This window comes from Phytobacter sp. V69 (genome assembly GCF_965644215.1).
Taxonomy (GTDB): domain Bacteria; phylum Pseudomonadota; class Gammaproteobacteria; order Enterobacterales; family Enterobacteriaceae; genus Phytobacter.
The window spans coordinates 25,818-43,000 of the sequence record NZ_CBFFRL010000014.1 but is presented as its reverse complement, the minus strand read 5'-3'; the positions used below and the strand labels follow the sequence as shown (position 1 = coordinate 43,000).

At 55.7% G+C, this 17,183-nt stretch carries 11 protein-coding genes; all 11 read right to left on the bottom strand.

The window, feature by feature from the left end:
* Window positions 1-270: 270 nt before the first annotated feature.
* Window positions 271-486, bottom strand: coding sequence for a zinc ribbon domain-containing protein (locus tag ACSZPU_RS03620; protein WP_498995560.1), 216 nt, complete (start codon window positions 484-486; stop codon window positions 271-273).
* Window positions 487-541: 55 nt separating this feature from the next.
* Complete coding sequence (der, locus tag ACSZPU_RS03615; protein ID WP_498995558.1) at window positions 542-2,023, bottom strand: ribosome biogenesis GTPase Der; 1,482 nt, start codon at window positions 2,021-2,023, stop codon at window positions 542-544.
* A gap of 122 nt (window positions 2,024-2,145) precedes the next feature.
* Complete coding sequence (gene bamB, locus ACSZPU_RS03610; protein ID WP_498995555.1) at window positions 2,146-3,324, bottom strand: outer membrane protein assembly factor BamB; 1,179 nt, start codon at window positions 3,322-3,324, stop codon at window positions 2,146-2,148.
* 10 nt (window positions 3,325-3,334) lie between these two features.
* Window positions 3,335-3,955 carry a YfgM family protein gene (locus tag ACSZPU_RS03605; RefSeq protein WP_498995554.1) on the bottom strand — a complete coding sequence of 207 codons (621 nt, stop codon included), beginning with the start codon at window positions 3,953-3,955 and terminating at the stop codon, window positions 3,335-3,337.
* A 36-nt stretch (window positions 3,956-3,991) separates the two neighbouring features.
* Window positions 3,992-5,266 (bottom strand): histidine--tRNA ligase, encoded by a 1,275-nt coding sequence (hisS, locus tag ACSZPU_RS03600; protein WP_498995551.1) that lies wholly within the window; start codon window positions 5,264-5,266, stop codon window positions 3,992-3,994.
* 92 nt (window positions 5,267-5,358) lie between these two features.
* Complete coding sequence (gene ispG, locus ACSZPU_RS03595; RefSeq protein ID WP_498995549.1) at window positions 5,359-6,477, bottom strand: flavodoxin-dependent (E)-4-hydroxy-3-methylbut-2-enyl-diphosphate synthase; 1,119 nt, start codon at window positions 6,475-6,477, stop codon at window positions 5,359-5,361.
* A 26-nt stretch (window positions 6,478-6,503) separates the two neighbouring features.
* The gene (rodZ, locus tag ACSZPU_RS03590; protein ID WP_498995547.1) at window positions 6,504-7,496 is read right to left on the bottom strand and encodes a cytoskeleton protein RodZ; all 993 of its coding nucleotides are present in this window, start codon (window positions 7,494-7,496) and stop codon (window positions 6,504-6,506) included.
* A 292-nt stretch (window positions 7,497-7,788) separates the two neighbouring features.
* Entirely contained in the window at window positions 7,789-8,955 is a 1,167-nt protein-coding gene (gene rlmN / locus ACSZPU_RS03585) for a dual-specificity RNA methyltransferase RlmN (RefSeq protein ID WP_498995545.1), read from the bottom strand.
* 217 nt (window positions 8,956-9,172) lie between these two features.
* Entirely contained in the window at window positions 9,173-9,604 is a 432-nt protein-coding gene (gene ndk, locus ACSZPU_RS03580) for a nucleoside-diphosphate kinase (protein WP_498995543.1), read from the bottom strand.
* A 159-nt stretch (window positions 9,605-9,763) separates the two neighbouring features.
* A complete protein-coding gene (gene pbpC / locus ACSZPU_RS03575) occupies window positions 9,764-12,088 on the bottom strand; it encodes a peptidoglycan glycosyltransferase PbpC (RefSeq protein ID WP_498995540.1) in 2,325 nt (774 codons plus the stop codon).
* 1 nt (window position 12,089) lies between these two features.
* Window positions 12,090-17,048 (bottom strand): alpha-2-macroglobulin family protein, encoded by a 4,959-nt coding sequence (locus tag ACSZPU_RS03570; RefSeq protein ID WP_498995538.1) that lies wholly within the window; start codon window positions 17,046-17,048, stop codon window positions 12,090-12,092.
* Window positions 17,049-17,183: the final 135 nt, after the last annotated feature.

Here is a 17,183-nt window from a genome sequence, read left to right as displayed (position 1 = left end):
GGCCTCATTTCTCGCTGCCGTCCAGATCAGATGCATCGCTCTCTGGGCTAAAATCTTGTGACGACACTATCTAAGCTCTTCTCGTCCCCCATTGGGACCCCCTTTTGATTTCTTGTTGAACTTTTGCAGTTGCCAGACCGCAAGATGTTTTAACAAATCAAAAGGGGTTTTGATAACTGGCTTAAAGCTGAAAGCTTTCCGGAACCCCCAGCCTAGCTGGGGGTTTTCTGTGCACAAAAAACGCCGCGTTTAACGGCGGCGTTGATGCACTCAGAGTGGGACAAACTCCACTCTCTTTTTCGATATCAGTCCATGACCGTGCTGGCAGAAGTAATCCACCGCCCCGCACGCTTTCAGAACATCCAGCGGCTGATGGCAATCGGGGCACAGCGCGTTGAGTGCGTAATCTTTATCACAGCCAAAGCAGTGTCCATGCGTGCCAGTCAATTCCAGCGGGTTGTGGCAGGTTGGGCATTTAAGATCCATAAATATCCTCCCATGATGTCACCCGATGGCGATAACGCCACCGGTGTTTCTGACCTTACTTACCTTTCTTAATATGTTTAATCAAGCGCTTACGTTTACGCATCTGGTTTGGCGTCAGTGTATTGCGTTTATCCGCATACGGGTTTTCCCCTTCCTTGAACTGAATGCGGATAGGTGTCCCCATCACATCCAGTGATTTACGGAAGTAGTTCATCAGATAGCGCTTGTAGGAATCCGGCAGGTCTTTAACCTGGTTACCGTGAATCACCACAATTGGCGGGTTATAACCACCGGCGTGAGCATATTTCAGCTTCACGCGACGACCGCGGACCAGCGGCGGCTGGTGATCTTCGGACGCCATATTCATGATGCGGGTCAGCATTGCGGTGCTCTGACGACGGGTCGAGCTGTCGTAGGCTTCACGCACGGATTCAAAAAGGTTACCTACGCCGCTGCCGTGCAGGGCAGAGATGAAGTGCACGCGAGCAAAGTCGATAAAGCCCAGACGGAAGTCCAGGGTCTCTTTCACCTGCTCTCTGACTTCCTGGCTCAGGCCATCCCACTTGTTCACTACGATGACCAGTGAGCGCCCACTATTGAGGATAAAGCCGAGCAGCGAGAGGTCCTGATCGGAAATGCCTTCACGGGCATCGATAACCAGCATCACCACGTTGGCGTCTTCAATCGCCTGCAGCGTTTTGATTACCGAGAATTTTTCCACCGCTTCGGTGATTTTCCCGCGTTTACGCACGCCCGCAGTGTCGATCAGAACGTATTCACGCTCATCACGCACCATCGGGATATAGATACTGTCACGCGTGGTGCCTGGCATGTCATAAACCACGACACGATCTTCGCCGAGGATGCGGTTAGTCAGGGTGGACTTACCGACGTTAGGACGCCCGACAATCGCCAGCTTGATAGGCAGGTCTTGCGGGTTGAAGTCGTCTTCTGGCTCTTCTTCTTCGCCTTCTTCATCTTTGCCGTCATCGAACTGCGCCCAGTAGGCGGCGTTCTCATCCAGCTCTTCCGGTGGGTCGACTTCGTCCATCCACGGCAGCAGAACATGTTCCAGCAGGCTGACAACACCGCGGCCATGGGAGGCAGCAATCGGGTGAATTTCACCCAAGCCAAGGGAGTAGAAATCGACAACGGCCTGATCCGGATCCATACCGTCCGTTTTGTTGGCGACGAGGAATGTCGGTTTTTCACGCGAACGCAGGTGTTTGGCAATGGCTTCATCCGCTGGCATCAGCCCGGCGCGCGCATCCACCATAAACAGCACCACATCGGCTTCTTCAATCGCCAGCAGCGACTGTTCCGCCATGCGGGTTTCGACGCCATCTTCCGTACCATCGATACCGCCCGTGTCGATACAGATAAATTCGCGACCTTCGACTTCTGCACGACCGTACTTACGGTCACGGGTCAGCCCCGGAAAATCCGCTACCAGCGCATCACGGGTGCGTGTTAAACGGTTAAAAAGCGTGGATTTTCCAACGTTAGGGCGCCCGACCAGCGCGACCACAGGTATCATGTTTAAAGCCTCATTACTTAGAATTCAAAATCAAAACGTCACAGCGCTGGCGGCGTTTTAAAAACAGTAAAACGGCCCCTGCAACAGGAGCCGTCTTCTCACCAACGACCACCTTCGCGCGATTAACGCGTGATGGCGTACAGCGTACCGTCTTTAGCCTGGATCAGCAGTTTGCCATCCGCAGCAACAGGATCGGTCAGGAAACCGGAGCTGTCTACTTTCTGCTGCGCGACAAAACGCCCGTCTTCGACGTTAATCCAGTGCATGTAACCTTCGCTATCACCGGTCACGATGTAACCATTATACAACGCCGGAGCGGTAAGGTTACGGTGCAGAAGATCGTTTTGTGTCCACAGCGTCACGCCACCGTCGGTGGTCAGCGCCAGAACGCGGTCATTCTGGTCGATCATATAGATGCGGTTGCCGTCGACAATGAAATTGCTCACTGAACCCAGCTCGCGTTTCCACATAATCTGGCCGCTACGCAGGTCCAGCGCCGTCAGGTTGCCGTTGTAAGCCAGCGCATAAACCACGCCGTTCACAATCACCGGCGTTGTGTCGACATCGCTCAGACGGTCGATTTCTGTCGGCCCGGTTGCCTGAGAAATACGCTGCTGCCAAATCATCTGGCCCTGCTGCATCAGCACGGCGCTTACGCGACCGTTATCGCCGCCCACAATGGCAGCGCCATAGGCAACAGACGGTGCAGATTCGCCACGCAGAGACAGAGATGGCATATCCAGGTTAACCGTCCATTTTACCGCGCCATCGCTCTCATTGAGCGCCTGCAGTTGGCCGTTGCTGGTATGAATCAGCACCAGGCCGTCGCTGACGACAGGACGGGATAACGCTTCACCCGCAACGTTGGTTTTCCATGCTTCGGAACCGTCGTTGGCGTTCAGCGCATAGACCTTCGCTTTTTCGCTGCCCACATAGACATGGCCGCCTGCGACGGTCACGCCACCGGACAACAGCGCCGGACTGCTGGAGAACCAGCCGGATTTTTCAGCCAGGTTAACGGACCAGACTTCTTTGCCATCGCTCGCGCTAACTGCTTTTACCCTACCGCGACGGTCAGCAGCGTAGACGACGCCACTGTCAAGCGCAGGATGTAAATTCGAATGGAATTCGCCAATACCGCTACCCACAGAAGTGCTCCACGCGGTAGACGGATTAAATTGGTTCGTAACCGTCGGCAAAGGGGACATTTTTACAACATCTTCTTCGCCGTTAAACAGGGAACAACCGCTCAGTAAGGTGACGGACAGCAGCCCAGGCAGAAGTAATTTACGCAATTGCATCGGGTCCCTCTTAGATGGACAAATTGTTGATTTTCATCTGCATCATTTCACTCAGCGCCGGAGATGCGTTGTTTTTAACGCCATTCTCCCAGGCGGTGCGTGCACCTTGTTTGTCGCCTTTGCTCAGCAACGCTTCACCACGCAGGTCGGCAACAATTGCTGCCCAACCATCGCCTTTCACGCTATCAAGCGTTTTCAGCGCGGCATCTTGCTGCTGAAGCTGTACCTGGATACGGGCCAAACGGATGTTGATCATACCCTTAAGGTTTTCATCGCTGGTGGCGGCAAGCCCCTGCTGCAGTTGCGCAGACGCTTTTTCAAGCTCATTGCGGTCAACATACTGCTGCGCCAGTTCCAGTGAAGCCAGTGCGCCATAGGTATTTTTGTTCTCTGCCGCGAATTTCTCCGCCGCAGTCAGCGTTTCGGGTTTATCAGCACGAATCGCGGTAATCGCGTTTTCATAGCCTTGTGACGCCGATCTTGCTGTTTCGGTTTGGTGACTTGTCCAGTAGCGCCAGCCAACTAACGCACCAATACCTAAAATGACACCAACAGCCAGCGCTTTGCCGTTTTCAGCAAAGAAGCGTTTTAGCGCGTCGACCTGTTCGTTGTCGTTCTCGTAAATTTCCACGCAGTCCTTCTCCTTAACGATAATTCACCGGGGAGATTAGCCCAGTAGTGTGCGCAAATGCGCCGCAACGCTGTCCTGCGTTACCGTATTTTGCTCACCAGAGCGTAAATCCTTCACTACAACGTTACCGTCAGCGATTTCAGACTCACCCAACACCAGTGCGAGCTTAGCGCCCCACTTATCGGCACGGGCAAATTGCTTTTTGAAATTACCGCCGCCGTGGTTCGTCATGAGCTTAACGTCAGGTAACGCATCGCGTACCTGTTCAGCCAGTTGCATTGCTGCGGACTGTACGTTTTCGCCCGACGCTACCAGGTATATATCGACAACGGATTCTACTTTAAATTCCGGATTAACTGCCTGAACCAACAAAACAAGTCGTTCAAGACCCATCGCGAAGCCAACCGCCGGAGTCGCGCGACCGCCAAGCTGCTCGACCAGGCCGTCGTAACGGCCACCTGCACAGACCGTTCCCTGGGAACCCAGGCTGGTGGTTACCCACTCGAAAACGGTGCGGTTGTAATAATCAAGACCGCGCACCAGACGCTGGTTGACGGTGTAGGCAATGCCTGCCGCTTCGAGCAGTTTGCACAGGCCCGCGAAGTGTTCGCGAGACTCTTCATCCAGATAATCGCCCAGCGCTGGCGCCGCGTTCAAAAGCGCCTGAATTTCCGGATTTTTGGAATCCAGTACGCGCAGCGGGTTGCTGTACATACGGCGTTTGCAATCTTCGTCCAGTTGCTCTTTATGCTGCTCAAGGAACGCCACCAGGGCATCGCGATAGTTTGCACGCGCTTCCAGGGAGCCAATGGAGTTCAGTTCGAGGCTAACATGATCGAAGATACCCAGCGCACGCCACCAGCGCGCGGTGAGCATAATCAGTTCGGCGTCAATGTCCGGGCCCTGCAGGCCAAACACTTCGACACCCAGCTGATGGAACTGGCGGTAGCGACCTTTCTGCGGGCGCTCGTAGCGGAACATAGGGCCGACATACCACAGGCGCTGTTCCTGATTGTACAGAAGACCATGCTCGATGCCGGCGCGTACGCAGCCCGCTGTCCCTTCTGGACGCAGCGTCAGGCTTTCACCGTTGCGATCTTCAAAGGTGTACATCTCTTTTTCAACCACGTCGGTCACTTCACCGATCGCGCGTTTGAATAACGGGGTCTGCTCTACAATCGGCAAACGGATTTCATTGTAACCGTAGCTGCCGAGCACGTTTTTGAGTGTGCCTTCAATGCGCTGCCAGATGGCGGTCTCGCCAGGCAGATAATCGTTCATGCCGCGAATGGCTTGAATATTCTTTGCCACGTTTATTCTCTTTTTGAATACAAAAAATGAACCCTCAGGGCTTGCGCCTTGCGGGTTCATCATACACGGGAAGCCAGCCGCTTCCCATCACGTTATTTTTCTACCTGTTGTACATCAATACGATTCGCTTCATCCAGGATTGATGCCTTCGCACGAATGCGGGCTTCAAGCTGGGTGATCATATCGTTGTTATCCAGCCTGTCTCTGCGTACGCCATCTTCGTAAAGGCCGCTTTTCTTGTTGCCGCCGGTCACGCCCAGCGTGGAAACCAGCGCTTCGCCAGGACCGTTCACCACGCAACCGATGATCGAAACATCCATCGGAGTGATGATATCTTCCAGGCGCTGCTCAAGGGCATTGACGGTGCCGATCACGTCAAATTCCTGACGCGAACAGGTAGGACAGGCGATAAAGTTGATGCCACGTGCACGGATACGCAGTGATTTCAGGATATCGAAGCCAACTTTGATCTCTTCAACCGGATCCGCCGCCAGCGAGACACGCAGTGTATCGCCGATCCCTTCTGAAAGCAGAAGACCCAGACCAATCGCCGATTTCACGGAACCGCTACGCAGGCCGCCCGCTTCGGTGATCCCAAGGTGCAAAGGCTGATCGATCTGTTTTGCCAACAGACGGTAGGACTCAACGGCCAGGAATACATCGGAGGCTTTTACGCTGACTTTGAACTGATCGAAGTTAAGACGATCCAGATGATCGACATGGCGCATAGCGGATTCGAGCAGCGCCTGTGGCGTTGGCTCACCGTATTTTTCCTGCAGATCTTTTTCCAGAGAACCGGCGTTAACGCCGATGCGGATGGGAATGTTTTTGTCGCGCGCGCAATCCACGACGGTGCGAATACGCTCTTCGCTACCGATGTTGCCCGGGTTAATACGCAGACAATCCACGCCATATTCCGCGACTTTCAGCGCAATGCGGTAGTCAAAATGGATGTCCGCGACAAGCGGTACATTCACCTGTTGCTTAATCAGTTTGAATGCTTCCGCCGCGTCCATGGTAGGAACGGAGACACGAACGATGTCAGCGCCAACGCGCTCAAGCGCCTTGATCTGCGCGACCGTCGCGTCCACGTCAGTGGTGCGGGTGTTTGTCATTGACTGCACGGCGATGGGGGCACCATCGCCAATCGGCACATTACCAACGTAGATCTGTTTCGATTTCCGACGTTGAATCGGAGCCTGGTTATGCATGAAAAATCTCCCGCGTTGCCCGTCTGTTACTGTACTGCTGATTGTTCGGCATTGAGGGTCAGGCGTGCAACCTGGTTAGTTCTGATAAAACGGCTCAGATCGACAGGTTTACCCTGATATTGAATCTGTACCGCAGCAGGTGCACCGATTTTGAGCTTATAAGGCGCCTGGCCGGATAAATTCAGCGTTGCGTCTTTACGCTGGACACCGCTAAATAATTTTTTACCGCTCGCATCGCTCACTTCTAACCAGCAATCGCCGTTGAAGTTCATAACCAGCGCATGCGTGGCGCTCGGGGAGGTAATACCCGCCTGATCAGTCGGCAGCGGCGAGTTATTCACGGTGGCCGTTGGCTGCGTGGCAGGAGAGGTAATCGGTGCCTGAGAAGGCGGTACGACGACGTTTGAGTGTGCGGTTGCCGCTGGCGCCTGTGCCGTTGCAGCAGGGGCTGCAGGTTCAACCGGCGTCGTCGCTGCCGTATTCGGCGCTTCTGTCGGCGTGCTGGCCGCATCGTTATTCAGCGGAACGCTCTGCCCTTCGCCGTTACCGCTGGCATTCAGCTCTGCGGATGACTGATCGGCCATCGTGGTGATTTCCTGCTGCTGCGCTTTGTGGTTTTGCCACCACCATGCGCCCGTCAGGCCAACAACCACAAACAGCACCAGCCAGGTAAAGCTCATTAACCAGCCGTCACGCTTTTTACGGCGTTTTCCCAGGGAAAAGGTCTGCATCGGCGCGACTTTTGCCGCCCGAATCGGTGCCTGTTTCTCAATCATCGGCAGCAGCTCTTCTTCCGGGATATGCACCAGACGCGCATACGAGCGGATGTAACCACGCAGGAATGTTGAAGCTAATTCGGCAGGAGCCTTATCGTCTTCAATATCGCGGACCGTGGAAACTTTGAGGCAGAGGCGCTCAGCTACCGCCTGCTGGCTGAGTCCGAGTTGTTCACGGGCGTTGCGCAGACGAACGCCGGTGGTTTGTGCTTCGTTTTGGTCGTGAGTGGCTTCAGTATTCATTCGCTACAACTGCTGGTACGTGAAAATTTAGGATTCAGGCGCGTAGTAAGCATTGCCTGGGCGCGCCGCGAAATGTCAGGGTCAGTTAAATTTAGACCGACAGTATAAGACTGTCAGGCCGGTCATAACAGAACAGCTTTTGGTACTTTTGCTAAGCTGTTGTTCCATCGCTACATACTGCCTTAAAGTCGAGAGAAACGCACCGTAATTATTGATTACGCAAGGATACTCAGGCGATTAAATCAGCATATTTATGCGTCGCGACACAGAAGCCCGCCGCGACGCCACAACTTTAAACCGCTTTAATCGAAATCGACTCGCCCTGCATACGTTTACGCAGGGTACGTTTCGTACGGTCAATCACTTCACCTGCCAGCTGACCACATGCCGCGTCGATGTCATCACCGCGTGTTTTACGCACGATGGTGGTGAAACCATAGTTCATCAGCACCTTACTGAAACGATCGATACGGCTGTTCGAGCTGCGGCCATACGGCGCGCCCGGGAACGGGTTCCACGGAATCAGGTTGATCTTGCACGGTGTATCTTTCAGCAATTCCGCCAATTCATGCGCATGCTCGGTACCATCATTGATGTGATCCAGCATAACGTATTCGATGGTCACGCGGCCCTGGTTGGCATTGGACTTCGAAATGTAGCCGCGAACTGATTCCAGAAAAGTGGCGATATTGTACTTTTTGTTGATCGGGACAATTTCGTCACGGATAGTGTCGTTCGGCGCATGCAGGGAAATCGCCAGCGCAACGTCAATCATGTCACCCAGTTTGTCCAGCGCAGGAACCACACCGGAGGTTGACAGAGTCACGCGACGTTTGGACAGGCCAAAACCGAAATCATCGAGCATGATTTCCATTGCCGGCACGACGTTGGTCAGGTTCAGTAGCGGTTCACCCATGCCCATCATCACCACATTGGTGATAGGACGTACGCCGGTCGCTTTTACCGCACCGACGATTTTCGCCGCACGCCATACCTGGCCAATAATTTCTGACACTTTCAGGTTACGGTTAAAGCCCTGTTGCGCCGTGGAGCAGAATTTACACTCCAGCGCACAGCCAACCTGCGAAGAAACGCACAGCGTGGCGCGATCGTCTTCCGGGATATACACCGTTTCAACGCGCTGATCGCCAACGGCGATCGCCCATTTAATGGTACCGTCAGAAGAACGTTGTTCTTCAACGACTTCCGGGGCGCGGATTTCCGCGACTTCTTTGAGTTTGTTACGCAGGACCTTGTTGATATCGGTCATATCATCAAAATCGTCGCTGCAATAATGGTACATCCACTTCATCACCTGATCGGCGCGGAAGGGTTTCTCGCCTAAGTTTTTAAAAAACTCGCGCATCTGCTGACGATTCAAATCCAGCAGGTTGAGTTTTGCATCTTTATTGGGAGTCGTCAGTGCGACGTTCTCAGGCGTGACAATATGTTCAGACATAGTTTTGTATTCCGGCCTCGTTATTACACGTTATGGCCCCTGGAGGGTTGAAAAAAGAAGCGCCCCGGGAATGCGTTTTGCAATTCCAGGGGCGCTGCATTGTACAAATTCTGCTGTACAGATGCCACGACTGCGCGCGGCATTGACAAAATAAAGTGTAAATCTGCTTACATTTTCCGATGGGCTTCGCACAACCTGGCGCGAAGAGCGGCGGAAATTAGCGAGTGCGCGGGCAAACTTCGCCTTCGCCGAAGAAATAGGCGATTTCGCGCGCGGCAGATTCTACAGAATCGGAACCGTGGGTGCCGTTCTCGGTGAAGCTGTCCGCGTAGTCAGCGCGCAGGGTACCCGCCAGTGCGTTAGCTGGGTTGGTTGCGCCCAGCAGATCACGATGACGCTGCACTGCATTTTCGCTTTCCAGTACGGAAACCACGATCGGGCCGGAGGTCATGAACTCTACCAGACCGTCGAAGAACGGCTTGCCATCGTGCTCAGCGTAGAAGCCGCGAGCCTGCTCAACGGACAGATGCAGCATTTTCGTGCCAACAATCTTGAAACCAGCAGATTCGAAACGCGCGAAAATACTACCAATAACGTTTTTTGCCACCGCGTTCGGCTTGATGATGGAAAAAGTACGTTCAATAGCCATGTTAACCCCTGTAAGTTGTTCTGTTGTCGTACATACATACGTATGACCTGGCGCGAATTATAAAGAGCAACGCGGGTGTTGCCTATGGATGAAGGTAACATTTTTTTAAAATAAGACGAGTTTTAGCAACACCATTCACCAAAACGTCTCTACATTGCTTTATTGCACCGTGAACTCTACCGCCGCAACCTGTCCGGTGTCATCCATAACCAATAACTGATACTGGCCGGTTTTATCAAGGTTAAGACTTAATATTTGTTGATGGTTGTCCAGCGGCTCACCGTTTAAAAACCACCAGCGCTGCCCTTCCCCACCAGTGGTCTGCAACGGCAATGTCACCTGCGCACGCCCCGGCAACCGCCTGATGACCGCGCCATCGCGGATCCCCGAGAGCAGGAGCGGCGGCGGTGCATTTTCATCACGCGGCGGACACGTTTTCGAGCGTGCAGGCAATCTTGCCGCCCGACGCTCACCATCGGGTAACCAGGGTTCAAGCGGCAAAGGCCAGACAATGATCGTCCGCTGCTGCGCATCGGGGCAATCTGCCGCAACCCGTTCCCCCTGCGCGTTTACCCACACCGGGAAACGGATACCGCGCGCCCCTTCTTGTTCCGGCATTAACATCGTGGGCGGCTGGCTGTTATCCAGAAGCCAGGTCGCCAGACGACGACGGCAGTTACTGTCGCCTTCCGGTAAGCTCTGCCCACCAGGCCAGCAAATCACATCCCGGCTGACCGATTCCGGGCGCGGATCCTGCGGTAAACGCGCCAGCTCCAGCGCCGAACGCGGCTGCAGCATATTGTTCACCTGATTGAGCAACGGCACCGCGCTGGCAAAACCAAATTGCCCGGCAACTGGCGTACCGTCCGGCCTGCCCGTCCAGACGCCAATCACATAGCGACTATTCAACCCAATGGCCCAGGCATCACGATAGCCGTAGCTGGTGCCGGTTTTCCACGCCAGTGGCACCACCTGCGGCAGGGTGCTATCCGGTAGCGGCTGCGCTTCCCCGGCCAAAATACGACGGATAATCCACGCTGCGCCCGGCGACATCAGCGTCCTTTCCATTAGCGGATCGTCCGGCTGAAAGCGTAGCTGCCCGGCTTTGCCGTGACGTGCAAAGGCGCTATAGGCCGCAGCGATATCCGCCAGCCGTGCCCCTGCCCCTCCGAGAATCAGTGACAGATTGGGCTCCGCACCTTCCGGCAGTTTAAGCGGCAGTCCGGCATTGCGCAGCGTGGCGGCAAATTTCTTCGGTCCGTACGCTTCCAGAACCTGGACAGCGGGAAGGTTGAGAGAGCGGACCAGCGCCTCATTCATGCTGACCGGGCCGTGAAAACCGCTGTCAAAATTACCGGGACGATAGTCACCCGTGCGTCGCGGCACATCCTGGAGCAACGAGGCGGGATGAATCAGACCGTCATCCATCGCCAGGCCATAAATAAAGGGCTTTAAGACCGAACCCGGCGAACGGGTGGCGCTGACCATATCAACATGGCCAAAACGACTGTCGTCATTAATGTCCACCGATCCCACCCAGCCACGCACTTTCATGTCCGTGTGGTCGATAACGATGATGGCTAATGAGCTACGCTGCGGCAGACGGGACTTCACGCCTGCGACCAGATCTTCAAGCTGACGCTGGAGGCTGGCATCGAGCGTAGTGGTAATTTTGAGGCTCGGGTCTTTGCTCAACATATAGCGGGAGAAGAGCGGCGCGAGTTGCGGCATCTGGCGAGGCGCCAGCCAGACCGGCTCTTCACGCGACTCCTCAACCTGTTTTTGACTCCACACGCCCTGTGAGACCATGCGATCCAGCACTTTATCTCGCGCCGCCTGTGCGCGTTCCGACCAGCGGTCAGGGCGCAAACGGCTCGGTGCCTGCGGTAACACGGCCAGCAGCGCGGCCTCCGCATAGCTTAGCTGCGCGGGAGATTTTCCCAGATAAACCCAGCTTGCCGCCCCGACACCCTGCAACGTGCCGCCAAACGGGGCGCGGTTAAGATAGAGCGTCAGAATGTCGCGTTTAGAGAGATGCCACTCCAGCTGTAGTGCGCGCCATAGCTGCCGGGCTTTGCCACCAAAGGTACGAGGATGTGGATCGAGCAGACGCGCAACCTGCATGGTGAGCGTGCTGCCGCCAGAGATAACCCTGCCCGCCCGCAGATCCTGCCAGGCCGCACGGGCGACAGAAAACGGGTTTACGCCAGGATGCTTCCAGAACCAGCGATCTTCATATTCGATGAGCGCCTGCAAATAGCGCGGAGAGACATCCTCAATCGCCACCGGATAACGCCAGATCCCTTCGGCGTCGGCGAAGCGCCAGAGCGGCGTACCATCCTCCGTCACCACCACCCGCGCCGGGTTGACCTCTTTTAAAGGCAACGGCCAGAACTTATCGGCAATGAAGAGTCCCAGTGGGATAAGAAGAAACGCTCCCGCAAGCCAAAGCCCGCGGGAGCGCCAGGTGCGCCTTTTGCTCATGTTACGGGCGAACGATCAACGGACCGCTCGCGGCTCCCGTCGCCCGCCACTGCGGCACATACATTGATTCCACCTGCGGCATCGGCAGTTGATAAGTCCCAGGCGTCACCGCTCGCGCAAGGTAAACCAGCGTCACAGGCTGTCCTTCGCTCACAGAGACAGCGGCGACAAAGCGGTCATCGCGGAATTCCATATGGGCAATATCAGCCTGCTGCATACGGTTGAGTAATTCCTGCACTTCGCTGCCGCTATCCTGCAGACTCGCGCTGCTGCTCGCCAGGTTCTGGTTTTCCAGTTCCAGCCCGGCAGGCAGAAGGTCGACCACCAGCGCATCCGGCACGTTGTGGCTGGCACGCACTTCAAGCCAGACCAGCACCAGTTCACCGCTTTTCAGCGAAGCCAGCGATTTTGTCTGTCCATCGGTACCGAGGATCTGGCGTTCGATGTTCAGGACGTTGCTGGCCGGTGCCGGGGTGTACTCCGGATACCCGGTGCTATCGAGACGCAACCACATCGGGCTTTCACCGGTGTTCGTTACCGTCAATGCGGTCATCTGATCCGCATTGAGTTCACGCGTTTGCGGTTTGTCGCCCTTCAGCTCTTCGCTGGTCAGGGAGGTCTGTGCCTGCCAGGTGCCCGGCAAGTTCTGCAGATGGCGACCCGCCAGGTAGAGCGCGTTGCTTTCCTGCGTGGAGAGCCAGCGCTGACCGTATGCCTGTTCAGACAGAGTAGTCAGTAGCTTATTCTGCGCATCCGGCAGCAGCGAGTTTTCTTCCAGCAGCGACAGCATCAGCGCGTTATCACGCAGTTCGCTGCCGTAATCCGCCATCCAGCGCTGCGCCTTCGCACGCGGCGTGGTTAACGCCAGCGCCAGTGCCTGTTCGCTACGCGGTACGTCGCCCATCAGTTTGAGGGCAACACCCAACTGCAGCAGCGGCAGACCGGCTTTCGCCTGAGCATGGCGCTGCCACAGTTCGCGCAGCGCACCGAGCGGGGCTTTCTGCTGGCGAGCAAGTACCAGCGCTGCATAGCTTTGCGCTGCAAATTTGGTCGCCTGTACATCGTCGCTGTAACGCACCGCCATCACCGCCGGATCCTGCAAGTAACGCAGCAGGCGGCTGTTGGCATTGTTCAGCGCCTCCACCGACACGCTGTAACCCTGTTCAGAGGCGCGCACAAGGAAGCCGGTCACGTAAGCGGACAGCCAGTACTCTTCCGGCCCGTTTTTGTCCCATAACGAGAAGCCGCCGTCATCTCGCTGCATTTGCAGTAGACGGGAGATACCAATTTCCACGGCCGCACGGCGCTGTTCATCACTTTCACCCTTGATGCCCATCGCCTTTAGCTGAGCGGCGTTGGTATACAAGGACGGGAACAAACCGCTCGCCGTCTGCTCAAGGCAACCGTACGGGTAGGCTTTCAACTCCTGAATGTAACGGGCGATATTGAGTGAAGGACGCCCGCTGAGCAGCAACTGCCCCTGCAAAGCCACTGGCGAAATACGTTTCGTATGTTCAGTTGGTGCATTCCAGCTCTCATGCGGATAAAGCATGACATCGCTACTGATGGTTTGCGCCGGATAAGCCGGACGCACACCGATTTTCCACGATTTATTCTGCGTCGCGAAGGTTTCTCCCGGCAGCGTCAGGCCTGAAATCGCAGCCGTCACTTCACCGTCACCATAACCATCCAGCGCACGTACCGGAATAAAGAGAGTCGTCCGCGCCCCTGCCGGAAGGTTTACCGGCTTCGGTTGTTCGCTTTCCAGCGCCAGTAAGCCTTTTGCCGCCAGCGCAATATTCAGCGCCTGTGGCCGATCGGTGAGGTTCGTGATATCGAGCGTCAGGCGGCTGGTATCACCACCGGCCAGGAAGCGCGGCGTGTTCAGCTCCGCGATAACGGGTGCGGCCACAATCACTTTGCTTTCGCTGTTACCGAAATCCTCCGCCGTCCAGGCCTGCGCCATGACGCGCAGTTCACCGTTGAAATCGCCAATAGGCAGCGTGACGGTCCCTTCGCCGTTGTCATCCAGCGTGACCGGCTGGGCCTGTTGGGCGATGATCGTGACATGGTTAACCGGTGGTTTACCGCCACGGTTGAGATCGTCGCCATCACCGCCAAAACGTAGCGCCGCCAGACGGCCCTGTCCCTCAATCACCTGACCATAGATGTCATAGATATCCGCGCCATAGCGTTTTTGCCCAAAGAAGGCTTCCCACGGATCCGGCGTGACGTAATCCGTGATATTCAGCACCCCGCTATCCACAGCAGAAACCAGCACGTTAACCTGTTTTGGCACGGTGCCGTTTTTGAGGCTGGCCTTCACTTTGACCGTCAGCGGCTGGTTCGGGCGCATTTTCTGCGGTCCTTCCAGTGCGACGGAAAGACGGCGGTTTTCATCACCCATAGGTAAATGGAGCAAGCCCACGGCGCGTTTTGGCATTGCCGATTTTGATTTATCCCCCGGACGCACCACCAGCGTGCTCAGGTAGAGATCGTGGCGACGCCATTTCTGATCCACCGGAATGGAGAGATCGAGGCCGGTTGCGGGGACATCGATTTCCTGCCACCACAACGGCCCTTCGCTGGACTCAATCATGGCGTAGCCTTTACCTGCCGCAGGCGCAGTGATGTGCAACTTGATGGTGTCGCCCGGCTGATAGGCAGGTTTATCCAGTTTCATAGTGACACGGTCAGGACGAGCGGCCCCGGTTCCGTCACTGTTGTCCTGCCAGCTGTAGCCCGCCCAGAAACGGACGCTGCTGACGCTTTCATCAGGCGCTTTCACTTCCAGGCGATACGAGCCCCACTCTACCGGTACGGTAATTTTCCCGGTTTCATCGGCGGCAAGATCCAGAGTTTGCTCGTTCTCCACCAGATCTTTTTGGTCAAACCGTGACTGCCAGCCTTCGCTTTCCGACCAGTTCCAGCAGTAGTCGCGGCGCTCGCGGATCAGCCGGACCTGCAGACCAGAGACCGCTTTTTTTACGCCCTGCGCATCGGTATAGACAATGTCAAAACCGGCATTGCCGTTTTCATCAACGATAGTCTGGTTGACGGTGGTATCGGTGCGGTAATCGTAAACCGCCTTCGAGGCAAACTGCGGGCGAATCCCCGGCAACACTGGCGCAGGCCAGATAGCCTGTTCCGCACGACGGGTGACCGGGCGACCACCCGATTCCAGCAGGCTGGCCTGCAAAATCACCTGTAACGGCGAGTGGGTATCCTTCCACTGGCTCGGCGCTGATACCTGACCATGGCCTTTTTCATCCAGCGTCAAATGGACTTCATCAAGCGTGCGGGTCTGATTTTCATCGGCGATATCGCCAAACTGGAAGCCCGGCAGCGCTTTTACCGCCTCACGTAATGGACGCAGATAGAGCTGGCCTTGCAGGGTATTGCCATTCGCAGGCACACCGTACAGGTAATAGCCTACAACGTTGAAGTCCACATCATCCTCTGCCTTAAGCGGCGTCGGCTGTGGATTCAGATTCAACGCCATACGCTCAGGCATAAAATCTTCCACATGGAAAGCCCAGCTCCGCAGCTGGTTATCCCCGGTATTGGCACGAATCGACCACGTCCCGGTTTGCGCGCTGGCATCAATCGCATAGGTGAAATGGTACAGACCGTTTGTCGGTTGGCTCACTACGGTACGCATCACCTGGCCATCCGGTTTCACCACTTCCAGCTTCACGGGCTGATCGGCCAGTGGTTTACCGTCAGTGTCGCGCAGCAAACCATTTAAAATCACCGTTTCGCCAGGGCGATAGAGATCGCGCGGGCCAAACATAAAGAATTGCTTGCTATAACCGGGATCCCCGGCAATAGCAAATTCCGCCAGATCGAGGGCCGGAAGTTGCAAGTCGAGCAGCGTCGTCTCGCCATCTTTGCGCGCCAGAATCAGCGCCGCTTCTTTGTCTGTTGTCAGCGTGGCGTGGCCCTGCGCATCGCTGGTCGCCTGCGCCAGCGTCTGCCCTTTATCATTGAGCAGTACGACATCGATACCCGATTGCGCCGCGCCGTTTTCGAGGCTCTGGGTGAAAATATCCAGCCGGTTATGATAACGGTGAGCGGACAGACCAATGTTGCTCAGTGTAAAGAGGGTGGCGGCATTGCTGTAGCTGTAATGCCCCGCCTGATTCATGACCGCGATATAAACCCCTGCCTGCTGCAGCGGCTTGATTTCCCCCAGCGGAAGCAGGAGCTTTTCACGAGTGTTGCGCGCCGGATTCAGGTCGAACCGACCGGTGTAGACCAGATCGACCATTTTCAGCAGGTTGTCCGACTCCCAGTTCGTCAGCGCATTGCGGTATTCCCACTGGCTGACAAATGCGGCCAGAGATTCGGGCTTCACGCGGTAGAAGTTCACGTCCACATTGTTGACGTTGAGCGCCATCACCGGCAGCCCTTCGACAACTTTACCGGGCAATAATGACCCCCGGCTGGCAAAGCCAACGGTCGGCTGAATATCGCGGGTGGTAATGGCCTTTTCGTAATCGATGCCAAAGGTAGCTTTGTTGAGCGCCACCAGGCCCCGGTCAACCGATACCAGCAGTTCGCGGTTCGGTTCAAGGTGTCGCAGACGGAGTTCTTTCAGGTTTGTGGAGAGCTCCCATGCCCCATCCACTTTGCCGTTCTTTTTGTCCACCACGTGGACAGTCTGGGCAAAGTTCTGATTCGGGTCGAGCGGGATAGAGAAGGTCAGCACCAGGGCAGCAGCGCCTTCAAGCTGGACCTCAGAGGCATCCACCAGCGTTAACGGCTTGCCTTCACTGCTCGCCGCCAGCTGTTTGAGTTTTTCGACATCCGGTTTCGCGGGTGGTGTTTGACTCGTAGCCGGCGCTGCAGCAGCCGGGGCGGCCTGCACTTGCTGCGGTTTATCGTTGTTATCACAGCCTGCCAATATGAACGCACTTAAGAAGGCGATCGCGATCGCCGCCGAACGTATCAGTTTCATCCTTTATCCCTGGCCCACAAAGCCTGTTAATTCGTTAAGCGTAAGTATTATGCGCGACTTTGCCGATTACAAACACCCTCCCAGATTCTGGAAAGCGTTTCGCTGTGCTCATCATGCTTGACCGGGCATGTTACC

What these genes read in the sequence shown, in the direction of transcription:
- ACSZPU_RS03620 (WP_498995560.1), bottom strand. Translation starts at nt 486, where the DNA reads ATGGATCTTAAATGCCCAACCTGCCACAACCCGCTGGAATTGACTGGC.
- der (WP_498995558.1), bottom strand. Translation starts at nt 2,023, where the DNA reads ATGATACCTGTGGTCGCGCTGGTCGGGCGCCCTAACGTTGGAAAATCC.
- bamB (WP_498995555.1), bottom strand. Translation starts at nt 3,324, where the DNA reads ATGCAATTGCGTAAATTACTTCTGCCTGGGCTGCTGTCCGTCACCTTA.
- ispG (WP_498995549.1), bottom strand. Translation starts at nt 6,477, where the DNA reads ATGCATAACCAGGCTCCGATTCAACGTCGGAAATCGAAACAGATCTAC.
- rodZ (WP_498995547.1), bottom strand. Translation starts at nt 7,496, where the DNA reads ATGAATACTGAAGCCACTCACGACCAAAACGAAGCACAAACCACCGGC.
- rlmN (WP_498995545.1), bottom strand. Translation starts at nt 8,955, where the DNA reads ATGTCTGAACATATTGTCACGCCTGAGAACGTCGCACTGACGACTCCC.
- ndk (WP_498995543.1), bottom strand. Translation starts at nt 9,604, where the DNA reads ATGGCTATTGAACGTACTTTTTCCATCATCAAGCCGAACGCGGTGGCA.
- pbpC (WP_498995540.1), bottom strand. Translation starts at nt 12,088, where the DNA reads ATGAGCAAAAGGCGCACCTGGCGCTCCCGCGGGCTTTGGCTTGCGGGA.
- ACSZPU_RS03570 (WP_498995538.1), bottom strand. Translation starts at nt 17,048, where the DNA reads ATGAAACTGATACGTTCGGCGGCGATCGCGATCGCCTTCTTAAGTGCG.